Raw genomic sequence first — 17,796 nt, forward strand, 5'->3', positions numbered from 1 at the left:
TTTGTTTATTCTTTTACTTCATTCACAATCAGGTCTGATTCTACAATGGTATTGTAATAAGCCTGGTTTTCTGAATTTGGACTGTGGATCAGATCAAGCAGAATATTTGCGGCTTTCTGCCCTTGTAAATAAGGGTATTGCTCTACCGATGCAACAGGCGAATTATCCAGGTAACTGATAATGGGTAAGTTGGCATAACTCACTATATCAAAATCATTAATCACATTTAGCTTTTTGAAATATTTGATCAGAAATAGTGCTACATAATCATTAAAAGCAACAATTGCTGTAGGTTTTCTTTTGTGATTTAAAAACTGGTCGGCAGCTTCTATAGTGCCTTGTTCAGTTAAATCGCAATTCACAACCAATGAAGGGTCGAACTTTAAACGGTTAAAGTTAATGGCTTGCATGTAACCATCTTTGCGTTCTTCGCTTGCATATAAAGTATTCGGACCATTGATCATGCCAATACTTCTGTGGCCTTTTTTTAACAGGTAATTAACTGCTTTTATGGTTGCACTTTCTAAACTGCAGGCAACATAATGTACGTTTTTAAAAGGAGGGATGCGGTCGAAAAATACAACAGGAATATTAAATGAGTTTAATTTCTCAAAATGATCAAATTTCGAAGTGTCTTTACTGATGGATACCAGTAAACCATCAACACGCTGATTTTTCATTTTTTCAACGAGTTTTACTTCCTGTTCATAATTATCATGCGATTGGGCAAAAATAACCGTGTAGTTTTTTTTAATCGCTTCATCCTCAATGGCCGATATGGCGATAGAGAAAAAGTGTTCAGAAAGTTCAGGTAAGATTACACCAATTGTGTAGGTTTTTCCTTTTTGAAAAAGAATTGCCGCATTATTAGGCTCATAGTTTAGAGATTTGGCCAGCTGCTTAATTTTCTCCCTGGTTACCGCTCCAATACTGGGATGATCGTGTAAACCTCTGGAAACACTAGATGGGGATATGTTTAAAATCCTGGCTATTTCTTTGATTGTGGTTGGCTTCGATTGCATTGTAAGTGCTAAACTACATTAAATTTCTTCAATATGTAATATTACAAAATTAATCAAACGTTTGCGTTGTTTTTTTTTCTCATTTCTTTCTTACAGCTTGTAAATATCAATACATTCGGGGAATGAAATGTACATCATTTCCGGAATTAGTAGCATCAGATTTGCAGATGGAAAACGAGTAAATTTAATAAAAAATGAATGAGGCATTAAAATAAATGCTGATTTATAAAGGCACACCCCCAATGATTAACAAAAATGCCCCTCTTTATGAGGGGTGTTTAAAATAAAAAACGAGAAGTGTTCGTACCACTCCTCGCTAAACGGGTTATATTCCTGCACGCAGGATACAATAAGTTATCTAAGCTATATGTTAACCCATATCAAAGGTATAAAATTTAGTTATTCTTTAAACATCAAATCCTTTCAATTTTGGAGGGATTTTTCATTACAGAAGTAATCCATTCGTCATATATACCTGCGATCTGATTTTTTTAAAAGCATATTCCTACTTTGGTTTTTTATTTTAGTTAGAATGATCGCATTATATATCATATTAGTTCTGGTTATTGCATTTTTTGTAATCATCAATCTCCCGGTTTTCGGCCGTTTACCAAAAAATCAAAGGTTAGCAAAAATTCACCACTTGCCCAATTACAGGGAAGGTGCATTGCAAAACCTGTCGTTTACGCCGATGCAGCCCGAGGGCGTAAGTTTTTTTAAAATTTTAAAGGCATTCTTTTTCGAAAAACATCCCAATAAATCGCCTGATAAAGCACTTCCTTTTGTAACTCCGGATATTGCAGGAAAGCCGGAAAGTAATGTTCCCGAAATCATCTGGTTCGGTCATTCCTCTTATCTGATCAAGGTAGAGGGGCTCAGGATTCTGGTTGACCCGGTATTTAGTCAAACGCCTTCACCATTTTCGTTTATCGGAAGTAAGGCCTTTAAAGGAACAGATGTGGTAAAAGCCGGTGATTTTAAAGATATTGATATCCTGGTGATTACGCATGATCATTACGATCACCTGGATTACCCGAGTATTTTAAAAATAGCACCTCAGGCTAAAACAATTGTTACTTCTTTGGGAGTAGGGTCGCATTTAGAACGATGGGGGATTAAAACAGAAAAAATCAATGAATTAGCATGGAAGCAATCAGTTACTTTATTCAACGATTTAACCATAACCGCTGTTCCTGCCAGACATTTTACCGGCAGAAAATTTAAAAGAAATCAAACCCTTTGGTCGGCTTTTATATTGCAGACTGCTAATTATAAACTGTTTATGGGTGGCGACTCAGGTTACGATACACATTTTGCAGAAATAGGGGAGGAATTTGGTCCGTTTGATCTGGCGCTGTTAGAATGTGGTCAGTATAATGCCTATTGGCCTTATATTCATATGTTTCCAGAAGATACTGTGCAGGCCGCTATCGATTTAAAAGCAAAAGTATTAATGCCTGTGCATTGGGGTAAATTTAGCCTGGCCATGCACCCATGGAACGAACCTGTAAAAAGGGTTGTTGCAACAGCAGGAGAAAAGGCTTTTCCTTTACTTACGCCAAAATTAGGCGAAACCGTGATATTAAATGGGCATTTCCCTGCTGAAAAATGGTGGTTAACAGAATAAAAACTAAACAATAATCTGCAACAGGTGTTTAATTTCTAAACTCAAATAAAATTATGAAAACTGATCTTGTAGAAATTTTTCAAACCATTAGGGCAGGCATACAGCCATATGCAACACGGGGATATACTGTTCATGAAAACTCTGAAACCGGCTATGATCTTTATAGTGAAAAAAATATTGATGTAAATGATGAGAAAGTTACCGAGCGCTTTTTTACGGGAGTTTATATTAACGGGGATAAGGTTGAAGTGAAATTAAATACAAGCGAATTTTCTACAACAAATCAGGAATTGGTTCACTTCGGCGAAAATATTGCGGGTTTAGCAATTACGCAGTTAGATGATACTAAATTAAAGGAAGTAGGAACACTGGTTGAAATTATCCATACCAACTTTAAAGAAAAAGAATGGATTTAAAAATCTGATGGTTAAATTTGCGGCAGATAATTTTTCTGAATAACCTTCTGCCGATTGAATATTTTAAACCCTGATTATAACTGGCATCATCAATTTAGTATAGCATTAGCTGAACATAAAATTGAATGCCATTTTTTTTTGGAAGATGATTTTAAACTTGTAGAAGTTAATAAAAGTCTGTTGATTAATTTAGTTGGCCTAAATAATTCCTTTAAACCAGGTGATCTGATTAGGCTTAAAGAAAAATATTTCAAAAAAAATATCAGACTCATTCACCTTTGGGAGGATGTTTGGCTCTCAAAACCGGCTCAGGTTTTGGGCAGGATTAAATCTTTACTCGGGCAAAATATCCGCATTCATGGTCGGAAAACAAAGGCATTTAAAATCACAAAGCCGGTTGCTGATGCTTTTTTAAACGAAAATCATCTACAGGGACCGGTGAGCAGCCGATATAAAGTTGGATTATTTGAAAAAGAAGATCTCGTGGCGGTGGCTACTTTTTCGGCACTTCGAAAAATGAATCATACTGAAAATTACAAATCGGCAGAATTAATCAGGTTTGCCGTTAAAGCTGGCTATTCCATTACCGGCGGACTAAGCAAATTGATTGCTTATTTTGCAGAAACCTATAAACCAAATGACCTGATGACTTATGCCGATTGTGATTGGTCTGCAGGCGAGGCTTATGATACCTTAGGTTTTGTTCAAACCACCGTTTTATCACCTCAGATTTATATTTTGGATGAGCATTTAAATCGTCAGCTTAAAAAAGAGAATCAGATTTCAGCTCAGGAAGTATTTAATACAGGAAGTTTAAAATTTATCCTAAAATTTTAATGGATCAGTATAACCTCATCATAATTTTGGGTGCAACGGCATCGGGTAAAACAAAACTTGCCGTGCAGGTTGCCGATGCCCTGGACGGAGAAATTATCAGCGCCGATAGCCGTCAGGTATTTAAACGCATGGACATTGGCACCGGGAAAGATTTGCAGGAGTATCATTTAAATGGAAAAAGCATTCCCTATCATTTAACCGATATTTTAGAGCCGGGCGAACGTTACCATGTAGATGCTTTTAAAAACGATTTCTATAAAGCTTTTGAAAGCATAACCGCAAAACATAAAATCCCTATTCTTTGTGGCGGCACAGGCATGTATATTCATAGTTTGCTGCAGAACCAAACTTTTACGGCAATTCCGGTAAACCAGGAATTAAGGGATCAGCTTGATTTGTTATCTAAAGAAGAACTGATTTGTAAAATACAACAGGATAACATTCAAAATACCGGGCATGCTGACCTTTCTTCAAAAAAGAGGTTAATCAGGGCTTTGGAAATTGCTGAATATTTAAAAAACAATCAATTGGAACCTGTAGAAAGGCCCGAACTTAAACCCGTTATTTTTGGTTTAAAAAATGAAGTGGAGGTAACCAGGGCTAAAATTCTTGCCAGATTGGAAGAAAGGTTTAAAGCGGGACTGATTGATGAAGTAGAACAGCTGATTAAAGATGGGATTAGTAAAGAAATACTGATTTTTTACGGCCTGGAATATAAATTCATTGTGAATTATCTCGATGGGCTGCTTACACTAGAAGAACTTAAGCTTAAACTTGGAATAGCCATTTGCCAGTATGCCAAAAGGCAAAATACGTTTTTCAGGAAAATGGAAAAAGACAATGTTCATATCATTTGGCTTAACGCATCAGCCCCAACAGACCAGTTAAAACAGTTTATCCTGGAAAAAGTTTCATCTCAGGTGAATTAATATTTATTGGTCATCTTAAGGTTGGTTTATAGGTTAAAAAGCTCCAAAAAAGCCCTTTTGGCACAACCTTTGTGTTTGTTGAAGCATATTAGTTTTAACTCATAAATTATCCTTAAAATGAAAACAATTACTAAAATCATTGCTACTTCAGCAGCTGTAGTGGCATTATTTTTTTCTACAAATGCTAATGCACAAAAATTAGGAATAGGAGTAACTGCAGGTATCCCAACTAGTGATGCTTACAGTGTTGCACTTGGTGCAGATTTACGTTATCAGTTCGATATTGATAAACAATTATCTATTCCGGTTACTGCTGGCTATACCAATTTATCTGTAAAAGATGAATTTGGCGGTGGTAGTTTCGGTTATATTCCTGTAAAAGCAGGTGTTAAATATTTCTTTAATACTACTGGTTCTGGTATATACGGTTTAGCAGAATTAGGTGCTGGTTTTGGTACAAGTTCAGGCAGTGGAACTTCATTTGTGTATTCACCAGCTGTTGGTTATGCATGGAGTAACGGATTAGATCTAGGTGTAAAATACGAAGGCCTGGCTAAAGATGGTGGTAGCACCGGATTTTTCGGTCTGCGTTTAGCTTACGGATTTAATTTGTAAAATTAATCCACAATAAAACTGAAAGCCTCCTATTAAGGGGGCTTTTTTTATTTCATAACATTCTGAAAAAAATGAAAATATAAAAATCCACAAATGATATTTTAACGTATATGACTTAAACCCTTAATTAATAACTTAAAATATCTGACAATGAAAACAATTACTAAACTTTTTGCAACAAGCTTAACCGCACTTGCAGTTTTAACCACTTCAAATTTAAAAGCACAAACAATGGATTCGACACAGCCGATGACAAGCGGAAGCGGCATGGCTTTCAAAATTGGTGTTGGTGTAAATGGTGGCTTATTTCCTGATCGTTCTGAAATGGATTATGGTTATGGTGCTGATGTTAAACTTCAATACGACTTAAGTCCGTATGTAGCTGTCACTGCTTCTGGTGGTTATACCAGGTTAAAATGGAAAGGTAGTCCGCTTAAATTCGAATTTATCCCTGTAATGGGTGGTGTAAGGGTTTTCCCGATCGAAAGAATGTATTTAGCTACTGAACTGGGATCAGGACTGGCTATTAAAGATGGTGCCAACATGAACTTTATTTATACCGGTGGTTTAGGTTACGAATGGAAAAACGGCCTGGATCTTGGTGTAAAATACGAAGGTTACGTAAACAATAGTGCTTCTGATCTTTACTTTATGAAAACAGGACAGTTTAACCTAAGACTTGGATATAATTTCAAATTATAATTAAAACATCATAATATTTTGCGAGTCCCGATGAAAATCGGGACTTTTTTATTTATTTAATATTTAAATTGCTATTTTGAGCCGAAAACCAAATACAATGAAAAGAATATTCGGAATAGCAATACTTACTGCTTTAATGGCCTGCAACCAGGCGAATAAAAATTCTACAGCAACCAAAGACTCGACAAAAACAGATTCAGTTGCTGTTAAAAATGAGGTTGCTATAAAAGACAAACAGAAATCAGCGATTTTTAACCAATATGTGGTGTTAAAAGATGCGCTGGTAAAATCTGATGCTGCAAATGCCCAAAAATCGGCTGTTCAGTTACAAACCAGTTTGGCTGCCTACAAAGGCTGTGAGCCAACAGCTGCTGTGGCCGGTAAAATTGCAGGAAGTAGTGATCTTGTTTCGCAACGAAAAGATTTTACAGTTTTAAGTGCCGATTTAATTGCTTTGTTAAAAGGAACCGAGATTGAAAAAGGTACAATTTATGTGCAGCACTGCCCGATGGCAAACAAGGGAGATGGAGGCGACTGGTTATCAACTGAAAAGGAAATTAAGAATCCTTATTATGGTAACGAAATGCTGGAATGTGGGAGAGTGGCTGAGGAGATAAAGGCGAAGTAAATTCCAAAAGCTGTATAATTAAGCATGATTGTTACGTCATTTTGACCAATTATTCATATTAATTTAACAGATTTGTTATGCATGTATATTAATTTTATATAATTTAGAGAGCTATAAACACAATACAATAATATGTCAGATATTGCAGAGATTAAAGTTGATGGTAAGACAATAGAATTGCCAGTAATAACAGGAACAGAGGACGAGAAGGCCATTGATATTTCGAAATTAAGAGATCTTACAGGCTTTGTAACTTTAGATACTGGTTTTAAAAATACGGGTTCTACAAAAAGTAAAATCACTTTTTTAGATGGTGAAAAAGGCATTTTAAAATACAGGGGTTATTCTATTGAAGAACTTGCAGCCAAATCAAGTTTCTTAGAAGTTATTTATCTGATTATTTATGGAGATCTTCCAACACAAAAACAACTGGAAGATTTACAGGCCGATATCAGCAAGCACACACTGATTCATGAGGATATGAAAAAATTCTTTGACGGTTATCCGTCAAGATCACATCCAATGGGTCAGTTAGGTTCATTAATATTTTCGCTGTCTACATTTTACCCTGAGTGTTTAAAGCCAAATCAAACCGCAGAAGAGCAGGATTTAACCATTATTAAGTTATTGGCTAAATTCCCGACCATTGTTTCTTTTGTTTATAAAAAATCATTGGGCCACCCGCTTATTTATCCGAAAAATAAATATGATTATGTGACCAATTTCCTTTGGATGACATTTGGCCAGCGTACCGAAGATTATGATGTAAACCCGATTGTGGTTAATGCAATGAACAAATTGCTGATTCTGCATGCAGATCATGAGCAAAATTGTTCGGCATCTACTGTACGTATTGTAGGTTCATCAGACTGTAATTTATATGCTTCAATTGCTGCAGGTATTGCTGCACTTTGGGGACCGTTACATGGTGGTGCAAACCAGGCGGTTATCGATATGTTGGAATTGATTAAAGCCGATGGTGGCGATACAGAAAAATGGATTGCTAAAGCCAAAGATAAAAACGATCCTTTCCGTATGATGGGTTTTGGTCACCGCGTTTACAAAAACTTCGATCCAAGAGCAAAAATCATTAAAAAAGCATGTGATGATATCCTGGAAAACTTAGGTATTGATGATCCGATTTTAGAAATTGCTAAAAAGTTAGAAGAAGCAGCTTTAACTGACCAGTATTTCATTGAGCGTAAATTATATCCGAACGTAGATTTCTATTCAGGAATTATTTACCGTGCTTTAGGTTTCCCATCAGAAATGTTTACTGTTCTTTTTGCTTTAGGCCGTTTACCGGGATGGATTGCACAATGGAAGGAAATGCACGAAAATAAAGAACCTATCGGTCGTCCGCGCCAGATTTATGTTGGTGAAACAGATAGAGAATTTGTTGAGCTGAAAGACAGAAAATAATTTTTCTAAAAGCATAAAAAAACCACTCGAAATATCGGGTGGTTTTTTTGTGGGTTTTACTTTCCTTTACCAATAGTCGTCATTGCTGTGACTGTGACGGCCATTTATTAAGTTGTCATCCTGAGCGTAGTCGAAGGATCTCCGCTACACTGCGTTTCGGTCGAGATGACGAACCTTAAGTTAAGTAGCCACGTAATAAATCAAATTGATCATTGCCATTTCTGAAAGCTTAAAGGCAACCGCATAAAGAATTAAAATCCAGAATATTTTAAAAATTGTACTCCAGGTTTTACGCTGATAAAAAACGGTGAGTGCCTTAAACATGTACCAGAATAAATATACGGTAACGCCAACCTCGATAATACTACTCACTATAGAATCTTCCCCAAACACATGTTTCATAATCGGCTGGGTAATAATTGAGACGATAAAGTAAACCATCATGCCATGGATGGTGAAAATCAGGTGATCTAAATAATAGATATGGTTTTTCCTGAAATTTAACATAATAAACCAGGCCAGTAAAGGCATCAGTAAGAAATATTGTTTAGGCCTGTTATGTTCGAGGGTTTCCTGAATTACTTCTGATTTCTCTCCGATGGTAATCGCCCTTTTTTTAATCAATCTTTCATACCAGCTATCCTGTTCGGCAGGTGTTAATTTTTTCTGGCGGGACAGGTAGGCTGAGTAGGTACTGTCGTTTCTTTCAATATGGATCTCATTAAAATCTTCGATCAAATCCGAAATGGAATCCGATTTTAAGGTGGTATTTTCTGTTTTAAGCCTGTTCAGTTCTTTTTCCTGATCGGCAAAGCCCAGCTTTATAAATTCTTTTTTCTGAATCGCTTTATTAATTGATTTTGTGGTCCTATCCGCAATGCTTTTAGGCATTCCGGTAAGATTAAGCGCTTTATTTACACTATCAGTTACATTTTCACCCTTATTATGTTCAATATCTATATTATCATGGTCTGAATTTTTTTCTACATGTTTTGGAGAGTACACTACCAAAAAATAAACAATAGAAACAAAAATGTACATGCTCACCGGATTAATGTAGCGGGCTCTTTTACCTGCTAAATAATCTAATGTAACCTGGCCTGGCTTGGTTAAAAGGGGAGAAAGGGTTTGAAAAAATTTATTGTCGAAATGAAAATAATGGGCAATGCTATGGCTGATAAAAGTCCAGAAACTTTCTTTTAATTCTACATTTGGTTGGCCACAGCTGCTGCAATAATGTTTCTCGACATGAGAACCGCAGTTTAAACAATTATGTTCTTTTCTATACTTACCAGCTGACATAGGATAAAATGGAATGGAGAGGTTATAAATGGTTAATGGCTTCTACTTCTGCACGGGTATGTTTGTGTTTAAAAATAACCACAAAAACAACAGCAATCACTAAAACGTAAATGGTAAAGCTTAGCCAGATATTGTGCCAGTCTTTTACATCCAGTGCCCGGCTTAGATCGCCATTCTGTAATACGCTGATGCCTTTATTTTGTAAAAATTTAAGCAGGTGTTCGTTATCTGCTTCGCTTTTTACATATTTTGATAATGATCCGATATTGGTATAATAGGTCGTAAAATATTTACTGATCATCCAGCCTGATATTAAACTTCCAAATACGGCACCAAAACCATTGGTCATCATCATAAACAAGCCCTGGGCTGATGAGCGTATTTTTGGTGTAGTAGAGGTTTCTACGAATAATGATCCGGATATATTAAAGAAATCGAAAGCCATGCCGTAAACGATACAAGAGGTGATAATCATCCAAAGGTTGACTGAAGGATCGCCAAAAGCGAATAAACCAAAACGTAACACCCAGGCAAACATGGCAATGGCAATTACCCATTTAATCCCAAATCTTTTCAAAAAGAACGGAATGGCCAGGATAAAAAGCGTTTCTGATATTTGGGAGATCGATAAAATGATAGTAGAATACTTGATCACAAAAGATTCTGCAAAGACGGGGAATAGCTTAAATTCATCTAAAAAAACATCACCATAGGCATTGGTTAGCTGCAATGCTGCGCCTAAAAACATAGAGAAAATAAAAAACAGTGCCATTTTGTAATCGGCGAAAAGTTTAAATGATTCTAATCCCAGTTTTTGAGCAAATGTTTTTTTCTCGCTGATTAAATTTAAAGGTTTACATGCCGGAAGAGTAAAAGAATACAGGCCCAAAAATAAAGCACTTATCCCGGCAATGTAAAATTGATTTGCACTGGCTTTGTTACCTGTTAAATTGGTAATCCACATGGCTGCAATAAAACCAACGGTTCCCCATACACGGATAGGAGGGAAATTTTTTACGACATCAAAATTGCCATTTTTTAAAGTGGTATAGCTGATGGAATTGCTTAACGCAATGGTTGGCATGTAAAAACACATGGCCACTAATATTACCCAAAAAAATGTATGAGGATCTTCTACCTGTGGAAGATAGAACATGGTAGCGGCGTAAAGGATGTGTAAAATAGCATAGAGTTTTTCTGCGTTGATCCATTTATCGGCGATGATACCAGTTATGGTTGGCATAAAAAGGGATGCAATACCCATTGTAGAAAAAATAATCCCGAAATCTGCACCGTCCCATTGTTTGGTTCCAAACCAGTAATTTGCAATCGTAATTAACCAGGCAGCCCATACAAAAAATTGCATGAAACTCATTATAGTTAAGCGAAACTTAACGTTCATAATAATAGTTTAGTTTGATTATTGAAAGTAAAAGCTGAATATAGAACTATTTTGAATGATAATCCAAAATGAGCTTAAATTATTTTAAACAATCTGGCTCATTTTGGTATTTAGCTTTTTTATTTATTGATTTTTTAGAAAAATCTATAGGGATTTTGATCTGTTGGGTATTTTTAAAGAAAAATTAAGATGTTCCGCGTTTATTAAGTTCATCGCGTAACCTTGCGGCTTTCTCGTAAGCTTCTTCTGCTATGGCTTCCTGTAATTTTTGCTGAAGTTCTTCCAGCGTTAGATCGCCAAAGCCCTGTTGTTTGCCGGCACCTGGTAAACTGTCTGCTTCGGGTTCTTTCGTTAACGAATCCATATTCTCAAGGAAAAGAAAATCATTTCCTTCAATTACGATCCCCGCAGAAGCAAGAATAAATTCGTAGGTATAAATTAAGGCGTTAAACCTAACGGCCAGGGCAATAGCATCAGAAGTGCGGGCATCAACCTCATGGGTGTTCTTGCCATCGCTACAAATCAGCTTTGCATAAAAAACACCATCAACGAGGTTGTAAATAATTACTTCCTGAATATTGATATGAAAAGTATCAGCCATCGATTTAAAAAGATCGTGTGTTAATGGCCTGCTGGGAGTCATTTTCTCAATTTCTATGGCAATGGCCTGCGCCTCGAAAGCACCAATAATTATGGGTAAACGCCTGCGACCATTTACTTCTCCTAAAACAAGGGCATAAGCACCAGATTGAGTCTGGCTGTAAGATAAACCTACAATATCTAATTTTACTTTTTTCATATTTGTCGATGTCATGTTGAGCTTGCCGAAACATTATTTAATCCTTCGACAGGCTCAGGATGACAAAAATTATCCCTTATGTGCTTTTAATGCTTCGATTAATTTTGGTACAACTTCAAAAGCATCACCAACGATTCCGTAATCTGCCACTTTAAAGAAAGGTGCTTCAGGATCTTTGTTGATTACTACAATAACTTTTGATGAACTCACACCAGCCAAATGCTGGATAGCGCCAGAAATACCGATTGCAATGTATAGATTAGGACTGATGGCAATACCGGTTTGACCAACGTGCTCAGAGTGAGGTCTCCAGTCTGCATCCGAAACAGGTTTAGAACAAGCTGTAGCTGCACCTAATAAACCGGCAAGCTCTTCAATCATTCCCCAGTTTTCAGGTCCTTTTAAACCTCTCCCTGCTGATACCACCAGTTCTGCATCAGGCAACGAAACTTTATCAGTAGCCCTTACGATATCTTTAATTAACGTACCTAAATCCGATTGTTTGATATCAGCACTAAAGGCTTCGATCGCTGCATCAGTTGCATTTTCTTTAACGCCAAAAGCGTTTGGATTTAAAGCGATTACTTTGTTTGCAGAAGTTAATTCGGTAATGGCAAATGCTTTACCGGAAAAAGCTGTTTTCTTAACGGCAAATTTTCCATCGGTGCTTGGTAATTCTACTGCACCATCTGCCAAACCTGCTTTAAGTTTTACTGCAATACGTGGTGCTAAACCTTTACCCGAGAAGGAGTTAGATAAAACAACAATATCAGCGCCTTCTTTTTCTGCAGCAGCAGCAATAACGCTGGCGTAAGCCTGGTTTACGAAAGTTTTTAACTGATCGGCGCTTACATTTAAAACTTTAGCTGCGCCGTATTTACCTAATTCTTTTAACTCACTTTCGGCAACATCACCGATAGAAATAGCAGTTAGGCTGGTTGATTGTTGATCGGCAATGGCTTTGGCATAAGAAACGGCTTCAAAAACAGATTTCTTGAATTTACCTTCAGCTTGTTCTACATATACTAATACTGACATATATTTATTCCCTGAATTCCCTTATTTGGGAATTAAATTTTATATTGAATTAATTCGATTAATTATCTCTTTATCTGACAACTGAAAACTCCAAACTGCCAACTAAATTACCTTTGCTTCGCTATGTAACAAGCTGATCAGCTGTTCTGTTTGATCGGCAGGAATTAACTTTACCGTACCACGTGGGGCTGGGGTTTCGTATTTAGTTACTTTACTCACTTCCTCAATTGCCACAGCGTCAACTACGGTTAAAGGTTTTGTTCTCGCACTCATAATACCACGCATATTTGGTATTTTTGGCTCCGCAACACCTTCGGCACAGCTCGCAATAAACTTACCAGAAACTGTTAATACTTCTTTTCCACCTTCAATTTCTCTTTCAATAGTTGCGCTATCGCCTTCGAAAGTTAATTTTTTAATGATGGATACCGATGGAATATCTAAAAATTCGCCAACCATAGCCGCAACCTGGTTTCCATTGTAATCAATAGATTCGCGACCGGTTAAAATAACATCAAAATCTTTGTCTTTGGCATACTCAGCTATCTGTTTAGCCACAAAATAAGCGTCGCGTGGTGCTGCATTAACGCGTACAGCATCATCTGCACCAATAGCCAAAGCTTTTCTAATGGTAGGATCGTTGGCTGCTTCGCCTACGTTAATTACCGTTACCGTTCCTTTACCGCCTTCGGTTAACTCGATGGCCCTTGATAAAGCAATTTCATCGTAAGGATTAACAATATATTGCACTCCCGCCGTATTGAATTCGGTATTATCATTAGTAAAAGTTATTTTTGTCGTCGTGTCTGGCACGTTACTGATACAAACTAATATTTTCATATGTTAATAGTGGTTTTTATTTAATGAACGATCTGGAACTATAATTGTTCGCTGTTAATCGATTCATATATGATATCATTATTATATAAGGTCTTTCTGCAAATTTAATTAAAAAAGCAAGGAAATAAAATGTCATCTACCCGTTTAAGTAAGTTATTGGAATTTTTAGAAAGTGATGCTAACGATCCGTTTATACTATATGCCTTAGCCACAGAGTATAACAATCTAAATGATAAAGAAAAAGCTTATTCTTTTTACCTTCAGTTAACCGATAAACATCCTGATTATGTAGGAACTTATTACCATTTAGGCAAATTACTCGAAAAAGACGGGGAAAAAGAGAAAGCGATCGAAACCTATCAGAAAGGAATGCAGGTGGCCCGGAATAAAAGGGATATGCATGCGTTTTCTGAATTACAGGGTGCTTACAATTCGGCTGCCGGATTAGATTATGAAGATGATTAAGTCAATTTTCAGTTTACAGTTTCCAATTTTTAGTTAACAGTTAGCCGTTTAAATTAATGCAAACCAAACCCATAGCAGCTAAAAGACAGTGGCTTTTTATCCGGAATGTAATTTTTTTTACTTTCACTTCTTTTGGCGGTGCGCAGGCACACCTGGCATTGCTGCTAAAATATTTTGTTCAAAGCACAAAATTCATTTCAGAAGAAGAACTTTTGGAGCTGAATGCACTGGCGCAAGTGTTGCCGGGACCTGCATCTACGCAAACACTGGTGGGAATTGCATGGAAGGTTGGTAAGCTGAAACTGGCCATCATTACTTTTTTGATCTGGATTTTGCCCACTGCCGCAATCATGACTTTTGCAGCGATTAGTTATGCCCTGTTGGATCAAAAACAAAAATTTAACGATATTTTAGAATATATCCAGCCGATAGCCTTAGGTATTGTGGCTTATGGTGCATGGAAACTGGGTAAAAAAGTACTTTCCTCGCAGGTTTCTATCTTTTTGGCTATTGCTTCGGTAATTGCTACGCTGGTTTTAAGGAATGCATATGTATTCCCATTGTCTATATTAATCGGTGGAATGATTTCCTCTGCTATTGAGACGCCAAAAGAAGAAACTGAATTGCGGGTTAAGCTTTTCTCGAACATCAATCCGAAAAAACTGATCTACTTTTTAGGTGCACTGCTCTTATTTGCATTAGTTGGTGCCATTATCAACAGAACCTCGCCTTTTAGTTTACCGATCCGTTTGCTCGAAAATTTTTACCGTAACGGTATATTGGTATTTGGTGGGGGACAAGTGCTTGTACCATTGATGTTTACCGAGTTTGTGGAGATGAAGCATTATTTGCCATCATCAGGATTTTTATCTGGTTTTGCGCTTCAGCAAGCCTTACCCGGACCTACATTTTCTTTTACCAGTTATTTGGGTGCTCTAAGCATGAAAAATTTTGGTTATGGTTTATGGGGGCAGATTTTAGGTGGATTAATTGGTGTAATAGGCATCAATTTACCCGGTTTAATCCTCGTTTTATTTATCGTTCCTTTTTGGGATGACCTGAAAAAGATTTCGAGGATCCGTCACAGTTTATCTGGAATCAATGCAGTAAGTGTAGGTTTCATTATTGCTGCATTTGTACTCTTGTTAATTCCGATGGGGTTTAACTGGCTGTTTTTAGGGATTATGGTGGCTACATTTTTACTGCTCAATTTTACCAAAGTAAGTCCGCCGGTTATTGTACTCGCCGGAATTCTGCTTGCTTATATTTTTTAGTATTTCTTCATATGGATTTTTTATAAAGAAGATTTTAGTTATATCTTCGGCAAATTTAAAATCAGATAAAATTATGAGGAAACTATTAACGCTTCTATTATTAAGCGGGCTAGGCGTAACTACCCAAGCCCAGGAAAAAAACAGTTTTGAAGTAGGACTGCATGTAGGCTACAATGCTGCTACTGTTACAACAAGTACCCAGACCAACAGCGAATTTAGAAGTGGCTTTAACGTTACAGCGGTTGGAGATTACTTCTTTTCGGACAGGTGGAGTATTAAGGCCAAAATTGGTTATGACCAAAAAGGCTGGGATAATGGATATTTAACCAACCTGGATAATGGACAAAGTTTTGTTACCAATTACGAGATTAATTACTTAACCATTCCTGTAATGGCCAACTGGCATTTCGGTAGAAAAAGAAACTGGTATTTAAACTTTGGGCCTTATTTTGGTATTCTGCTAGATGCAAAAGAATCAAAATTTAATATTGATTTAAAGGATTTTGTGCACAACCGCGATATCGGTTTTGATTTAGGTATCGGAGTAAAATTGCCAATCGCAAACAAAATTAAGGTATTGCTGGAAGCTGACGGACAGTCGGGTATTACCGATTTGTTTAAGCAAAACCAGGGATATCAAATCAGAACGGGAAGATCAAGCTTAAACGCGGGTCTGCTTTTCAGTTTATAGAATGTTCATTAAATAAAAAATGCCTCTGATAAAATTTTAATTTGAGGCATTTTTTATGTAGCTATATTTTAAAATGGTGGATCATCGTCATTGTAGTCATCCATTTTGGAAGGACGGATAATCACATTGCTTTGTTTTTCAAAATCCTGCGATGGATACATTCCTGCAGATGGATCAGCCGCGAACGAATTTGGCGGTGCATTAAAATCATCTTCAAGATCCTGAAATTTCACAAATTTACCTACGAATTTAAGTGGCACAATTCCGGTTTCACCATTACGGTGTTTTGCAATAATTACTTCGCCAATACCTGCCTGCGATCTTCCTTGCTCATCTTCGGTAATGCCGTAATATTCAGGACGGTATAGGAATAATACCATATCCGCATCCTGCTCAATAGATCCCGATTCACGTAAATCGGATAACATTGGCCTTTTTCCCTGTAAACCTGGTCTGCTCTCTACCGCACGACTTAACTGCGAAAGTGCCAATACCGGAACATCAAGTTCTTTTGCTACAGATTTTAGTGCCCTCGAGATACTACCGATTTCCTGCTCACGGTTACCGCCACCTTTTCCTTCTCCTTTACCATGCATTAACTGCAAGTAATCGACAATTACCAGCTGGATATCGTACTGCGATTTTAATCTCCGGCATTTTGCCCTGAACTCAAATATATTTAGTGCCGGAGTATCATCTATCAATAGGGGAGCTTCGGTTAAGCGGCCAATTTTACTGTGCAGCTGTTGCCACTCCCATTCCTGTAAATTTCCTTTCCTGATTTTTTCCTGCTCAATTTCTGCTTCTCCTGAAATTAAACGATTCACCAGCTGAACCGACGACATCTCGAGTGAAAAAACTACTGTTGGTTTTGCAAAATCGACGGTGGCATTACGGGCACAGGTAAGTACGAATGCCGTTTTTCCCATCGCCGGACGTGCAGCGATAATCACAAGATCCTGTTTTTGCCATCCACCGGTAATCCTGTCTAAGCCGGTAAAACCCGTTGGTACACCGGTTAAACCATCTGTTTTGGTACGAAGTTCTTCAAGTGTAGCAAGAGATTGTTTAATGATATCATCCATTTTCTGGGTATCTCTACGCAGGTTATTCTGGGCAATTTCAAAAAGGCCTTTTTCAGCCTGATCCAATAAATCGAAAATATCAGTCGTATCTTCATAAGCGTTGGTGATAATTTCGGTTGAGATCCTGATCAGTTCGCGCTGGATATATTTTTGCGAAATTATCCTCGCGTGAAATTCAATATTAGCTGCAGAAGCAACACGGTTGGTTAAATGCGTAATGTAATAAGCCCCCCCAACCATTTCTAACGAACCCAGCGTACGCAGTTCTGAAGTTACCGTTAAAATATCTACCGGTTTCGATTTCTGGAATAAAATGTGGATCGCTTCAAAGATTTTCTGGTGAGCGATGTTATAAAAAACTTCAGGCTTTAAAACGTCGATTACTGCTGACAGAGCATCTTTTTCGAGCATCAATGCACCTAAAACGGCTTCTTCCAGGTCTAATGCCTGTGGGGGAATTTTCCCTTGTGAACTAATGGTATTGCTTAACCTGCTTTTTCTAGCAGTCATACTGTTCTTTCCGCCTTGTTCATTATCGATACTCATTCAACAAAAGTAATCAAATTTTGACGGGGTTGTTTGAATTAGTTACTACTTGTTTGTTAACAAATTGAAGTATAATCAGATTAAATTTTACAGGCTTTTATTAAATCGTAAAAAATTTTAAACAATTAAATGTTAATAAGAAGAATATAGATTAGG

At 37.1% G+C, this 17,796-nt stretch carries 18 protein-coding genes; 11 read left to right on the top strand and 7 right to left on the bottom strand.

Annotated features, from left to right (window positions below; genetic code table 11):
- Nucleotides 1–5: 5 nt before the first annotated feature.
- Nucleotides 6–1,022 (bottom strand): LacI family DNA-binding transcriptional regulator, encoded by a 1,017-nt coding sequence (locus ACTJKC_RS19185; RefSeq protein ID WP_344853765.1) that lies wholly within the window; start codon nucleotides 1,020–1,022, stop codon nucleotides 6–8.
- Between the two features lie 532 nt (nucleotides 1,023–1,554).
- Between ACTJKC_RS19185 and ACTJKC_RS19190 the strand changes: the two genes are divergently transcribed.
- From ACTJKC_RS19190 to ACTJKC_RS19225, 8 genes are all read left to right on the top strand, one after another.
- Entirely contained in the window at nucleotides 1,555–2,649 is a 1,095-nt protein-coding gene (locus ACTJKC_RS19190; protein ID WP_440794435.1) for an MBL fold metallo-hydrolase, read from the top strand.
- A 53-nt stretch (nucleotides 2,650–2,702) separates the two neighbouring features.
- Nucleotides 2,703–3,065 carry a hypothetical protein gene (locus ACTJKC_RS19195; protein ID WP_440794437.1) on the top strand — a complete coding sequence of 121 codons (363 nt, stop codon included), beginning with the start codon at nucleotides 2,703–2,705 and terminating at the stop codon, nucleotides 3,063–3,065.
- Nucleotides 3,066–3,119: 54 nt separating this feature from the next.
- Nucleotides 3,120–3,902: a hypothetical protein gene (locus tag ACTJKC_RS19200; protein WP_440794439.1), complete on the top strand. Its 783-nt coding sequence runs from the start codon at nucleotides 3,120–3,122 to the stop codon at nucleotides 3,900–3,902.
- The gene (gene miaA, locus ACTJKC_RS19205; RefSeq protein WP_440794441.1) at nucleotides 3,902–4,831 is read left to right on the top strand and encodes a tRNA (adenosine(37)-N6)-dimethylallyltransferase MiaA; all 930 of its coding nucleotides are present in this window, start codon (nucleotides 3,902–3,904) and stop codon (nucleotides 4,829–4,831) included. The genes ACTJKC_RS19200 and miaA overlap by 1 nt, the downstream gene beginning before the upstream one ends.
- A gap of 117 nt (nucleotides 4,832–4,948) precedes the next feature.
- Nucleotides 4,949–5,446 carry a hypothetical protein gene (locus ACTJKC_RS19210; protein ID WP_440794443.1) on the top strand — a complete coding sequence of 166 codons (498 nt, stop codon included), beginning with the start codon at nucleotides 4,949–4,951 and terminating at the stop codon, nucleotides 5,444–5,446.
- A gap of 150 nt (nucleotides 5,447–5,596) precedes the next feature.
- The gene (locus tag ACTJKC_RS19215; RefSeq protein ID WP_344853757.1) at nucleotides 5,597–6,148 is read left to right on the top strand and encodes a hypothetical protein; all 552 of its coding nucleotides are present in this window, start codon (nucleotides 5,597–5,599) and stop codon (nucleotides 6,146–6,148) included.
- 97 nt (nucleotides 6,149–6,245) lie between these two features.
- Nucleotides 6,246–6,776 carry a DUF3347 domain-containing protein gene (locus tag ACTJKC_RS19220; RefSeq protein ID WP_440794445.1) on the top strand — a complete coding sequence of 177 codons (531 nt, stop codon included), beginning with the start codon at nucleotides 6,246–6,248 and terminating at the stop codon, nucleotides 6,774–6,776.
- 132 nt (nucleotides 6,777–6,908) lie between these two features.
- The gene (locus tag ACTJKC_RS19225; RefSeq protein ID WP_440794447.1) at nucleotides 6,909–8,198 is read left to right on the top strand and encodes a citrate synthase; all 1,290 of its coding nucleotides are present in this window, start codon (nucleotides 6,909–6,911) and stop codon (nucleotides 8,196–8,198) included.
- A 180-nt stretch (nucleotides 8,199–8,378) separates the two neighbouring features.
- Here ACTJKC_RS19225 and ACTJKC_RS19230 read toward each other — a convergent pair whose 3' ends face one another.
- The 5 genes from ACTJKC_RS19230 to ACTJKC_RS19250 form a co-directional block, all read right to left on the bottom strand.
- Nucleotides 8,379–9,500, bottom strand: coding sequence for a DUF3667 domain-containing protein (locus tag ACTJKC_RS19230; RefSeq protein ID WP_440794449.1), 1,122 nt, complete (start codon nucleotides 9,498–9,500; stop codon nucleotides 8,379–8,381).
- A gap of 22 nt (nucleotides 9,501–9,522) precedes the next feature.
- On the bottom strand, nucleotides 9,523–10,902 hold the full coding sequence (locus ACTJKC_RS19235; protein WP_440794451.1) for a nucleoside permease: 1,380 nt from the start codon (nucleotides 10,900–10,902) through the stop codon (nucleotides 9,523–9,525).
- 184 nt (nucleotides 10,903–11,086) lie between these two features.
- Entirely contained in the window at nucleotides 11,087–11,701 is a 615-nt protein-coding gene (locus ACTJKC_RS19240; RefSeq protein WP_344853752.1) for a bifunctional nuclease family protein, read from the bottom strand.
- Between the two features lie 69 nt (nucleotides 11,702–11,770).
- A complete protein-coding gene (locus ACTJKC_RS19245; protein ID WP_344853751.1) occupies nucleotides 11,771–12,739 on the bottom strand; it encodes an electron transfer flavoprotein subunit alpha/FixB family protein in 969 nt (322 codons plus the stop codon).
- Nucleotides 12,740–12,841: 102 nt separating this feature from the next.
- On the bottom strand, nucleotides 12,842–13,579 hold the full coding sequence (locus tag ACTJKC_RS19250; protein WP_440794454.1) for an electron transfer flavoprotein subunit beta/FixA family protein: 738 nt from the start codon (nucleotides 13,577–13,579) through the stop codon (nucleotides 12,842–12,844).
- Between the two features lie 129 nt (nucleotides 13,580–13,708).
- On the opposite strand from ACTJKC_RS19250, the gene ACTJKC_RS19255 reads away from it, so the two are divergent.
- From ACTJKC_RS19255 to ACTJKC_RS19265, 3 genes are all read left to right on the top strand, one after another.
- Nucleotides 13,709–14,044 carry a tetratricopeptide repeat protein gene (locus ACTJKC_RS19255; RefSeq protein ID WP_187594816.1) on the top strand — a complete coding sequence of 112 codons (336 nt, stop codon included), beginning with the start codon at nucleotides 13,709–13,711 and terminating at the stop codon, nucleotides 14,042–14,044.
- A 56-nt stretch (nucleotides 14,045–14,100) separates the two neighbouring features.
- On the top strand, nucleotides 14,101–15,318 hold the full coding sequence (chrA, locus tag ACTJKC_RS19260) for a chromate efflux transporter (protein WP_344853749.1): 1,218 nt from the start codon (nucleotides 14,101–14,103) through the stop codon (nucleotides 15,316–15,318).
- 73 nt (nucleotides 15,319–15,391) lie between these two features.
- On the top strand, nucleotides 15,392–16,009 hold the full coding sequence (locus ACTJKC_RS19265; protein ID WP_440794456.1) for a porin family protein: 618 nt from the start codon (nucleotides 15,392–15,394) through the stop codon (nucleotides 16,007–16,009).
- A 68-nt stretch (nucleotides 16,010–16,077) separates the two neighbouring features.
- Here the strand turns inward: ACTJKC_RS19265 and dnaB are convergent, their stop codons facing one another.
- A complete protein-coding gene (gene dnaB, locus ACTJKC_RS19270) occupies nucleotides 16,078–17,640 on the bottom strand; it encodes a replicative DNA helicase (RefSeq protein ID WP_344853823.1) in 1,563 nt (520 codons plus the stop codon).
- Between the last annotated feature and the right edge of the window lie 156 nt (nucleotides 17,641–17,796).

It is taken from the genome of Pedobacter sp. 22226 (genome assembly GCF_052045455.1).
GTDB classification, from domain to species: Bacteria; Bacteroidota; Bacteroidia; order Sphingobacteriales; family Sphingobacteriaceae; genus Pedobacter; species Pedobacter jeongneungensis.

Bases quoted from the DNA above. Each gene is read 5' to 3' on its own strand.
- ACTJKC_RS19185 (WP_344853765.1), bottom strand. From the start codon at position 1,022: ATGCAATCGAAGCCAACCACAATCAAAGAAATAGCCAGGATTTTAAAC.
- ACTJKC_RS19190 (WP_440794435.1), top strand. From the start codon at position 1,555: ATGATCGCATTATATATCATATTAGTTCTGGTTATTGCATTTTTTGTA.
- ACTJKC_RS19195 (WP_440794437.1), top strand. From the start codon at position 2,703: ATGAAAACTGATCTTGTAGAAATTTTTCAAACCATTAGGGCAGGCATA.
- miaA (WP_440794441.1), top strand. From the start codon at position 3,902: ATGGATCAGTATAACCTCATCATAATTTTGGGTGCAACGGCATCGGGT.
- ACTJKC_RS19210 (WP_440794443.1), top strand. From the start codon at position 4,949: ATGAAAACAATTACTAAAATCATTGCTACTTCAGCAGCTGTAGTGGCA.
- ACTJKC_RS19215 (WP_344853757.1), top strand. From the start codon at position 5,597: ATGAAAACAATTACTAAACTTTTTGCAACAAGCTTAACCGCACTTGCA.
- ACTJKC_RS19220 (WP_440794445.1), top strand. From the start codon at position 6,246: ATGAAAAGAATATTCGGAATAGCAATACTTACTGCTTTAATGGCCTGC.
- ACTJKC_RS19225 (WP_440794447.1), top strand. From the start codon at position 6,909: ATGTCAGATATTGCAGAGATTAAAGTTGATGGTAAGACAATAGAATTG.
- ACTJKC_RS19230 (WP_440794449.1), bottom strand. From the start codon at position 9,500: ATGTCAGCTGGTAAGTATAGAAAAGAACATAATTGTTTAAACTGCGGT.
- ACTJKC_RS19235 (WP_440794451.1), bottom strand. From the start codon at position 10,902: ATGAACGTTAAGTTTCGCTTAACTATAATGAGTTTCATGCAATTTTTT.
- ACTJKC_RS19240 (WP_344853752.1), bottom strand. From the start codon at position 11,701: ATGAAAAAAGTAAAATTAGATATTGTAGGTTTATCTTACAGCCAGACT.
- ACTJKC_RS19245 (WP_344853751.1), bottom strand. From the start codon at position 12,739: ATGTCAGTATTAGTATATGTAGAACAAGCTGAAGGTAAATTCAAGAAA.
- ACTJKC_RS19250 (WP_440794454.1), bottom strand. From the start codon at position 13,579: ATGAAAATATTAGTTTGTATCAGTAACGTGCCAGACACGACGACAAAA.
- ACTJKC_RS19255 (WP_187594816.1), top strand. From the start codon at position 13,709: ATGTCATCTACCCGTTTAAGTAAGTTATTGGAATTTTTAGAAAGTGAT.
- chrA (WP_344853749.1), top strand. From the start codon at position 14,101: ATGCAAACCAAACCCATAGCAGCTAAAAGACAGTGGCTTTTTATCCGG.
- ACTJKC_RS19265 (WP_440794456.1), top strand. From the start codon at position 15,392: ATGAGGAAACTATTAACGCTTCTATTATTAAGCGGGCTAGGCGTAACT.
- dnaB (WP_344853823.1), bottom strand. From the start codon at position 17,640: ATGAGTATCGATAATGAACAAGGCGGAAAGAACAGTATGACTGCTAGA.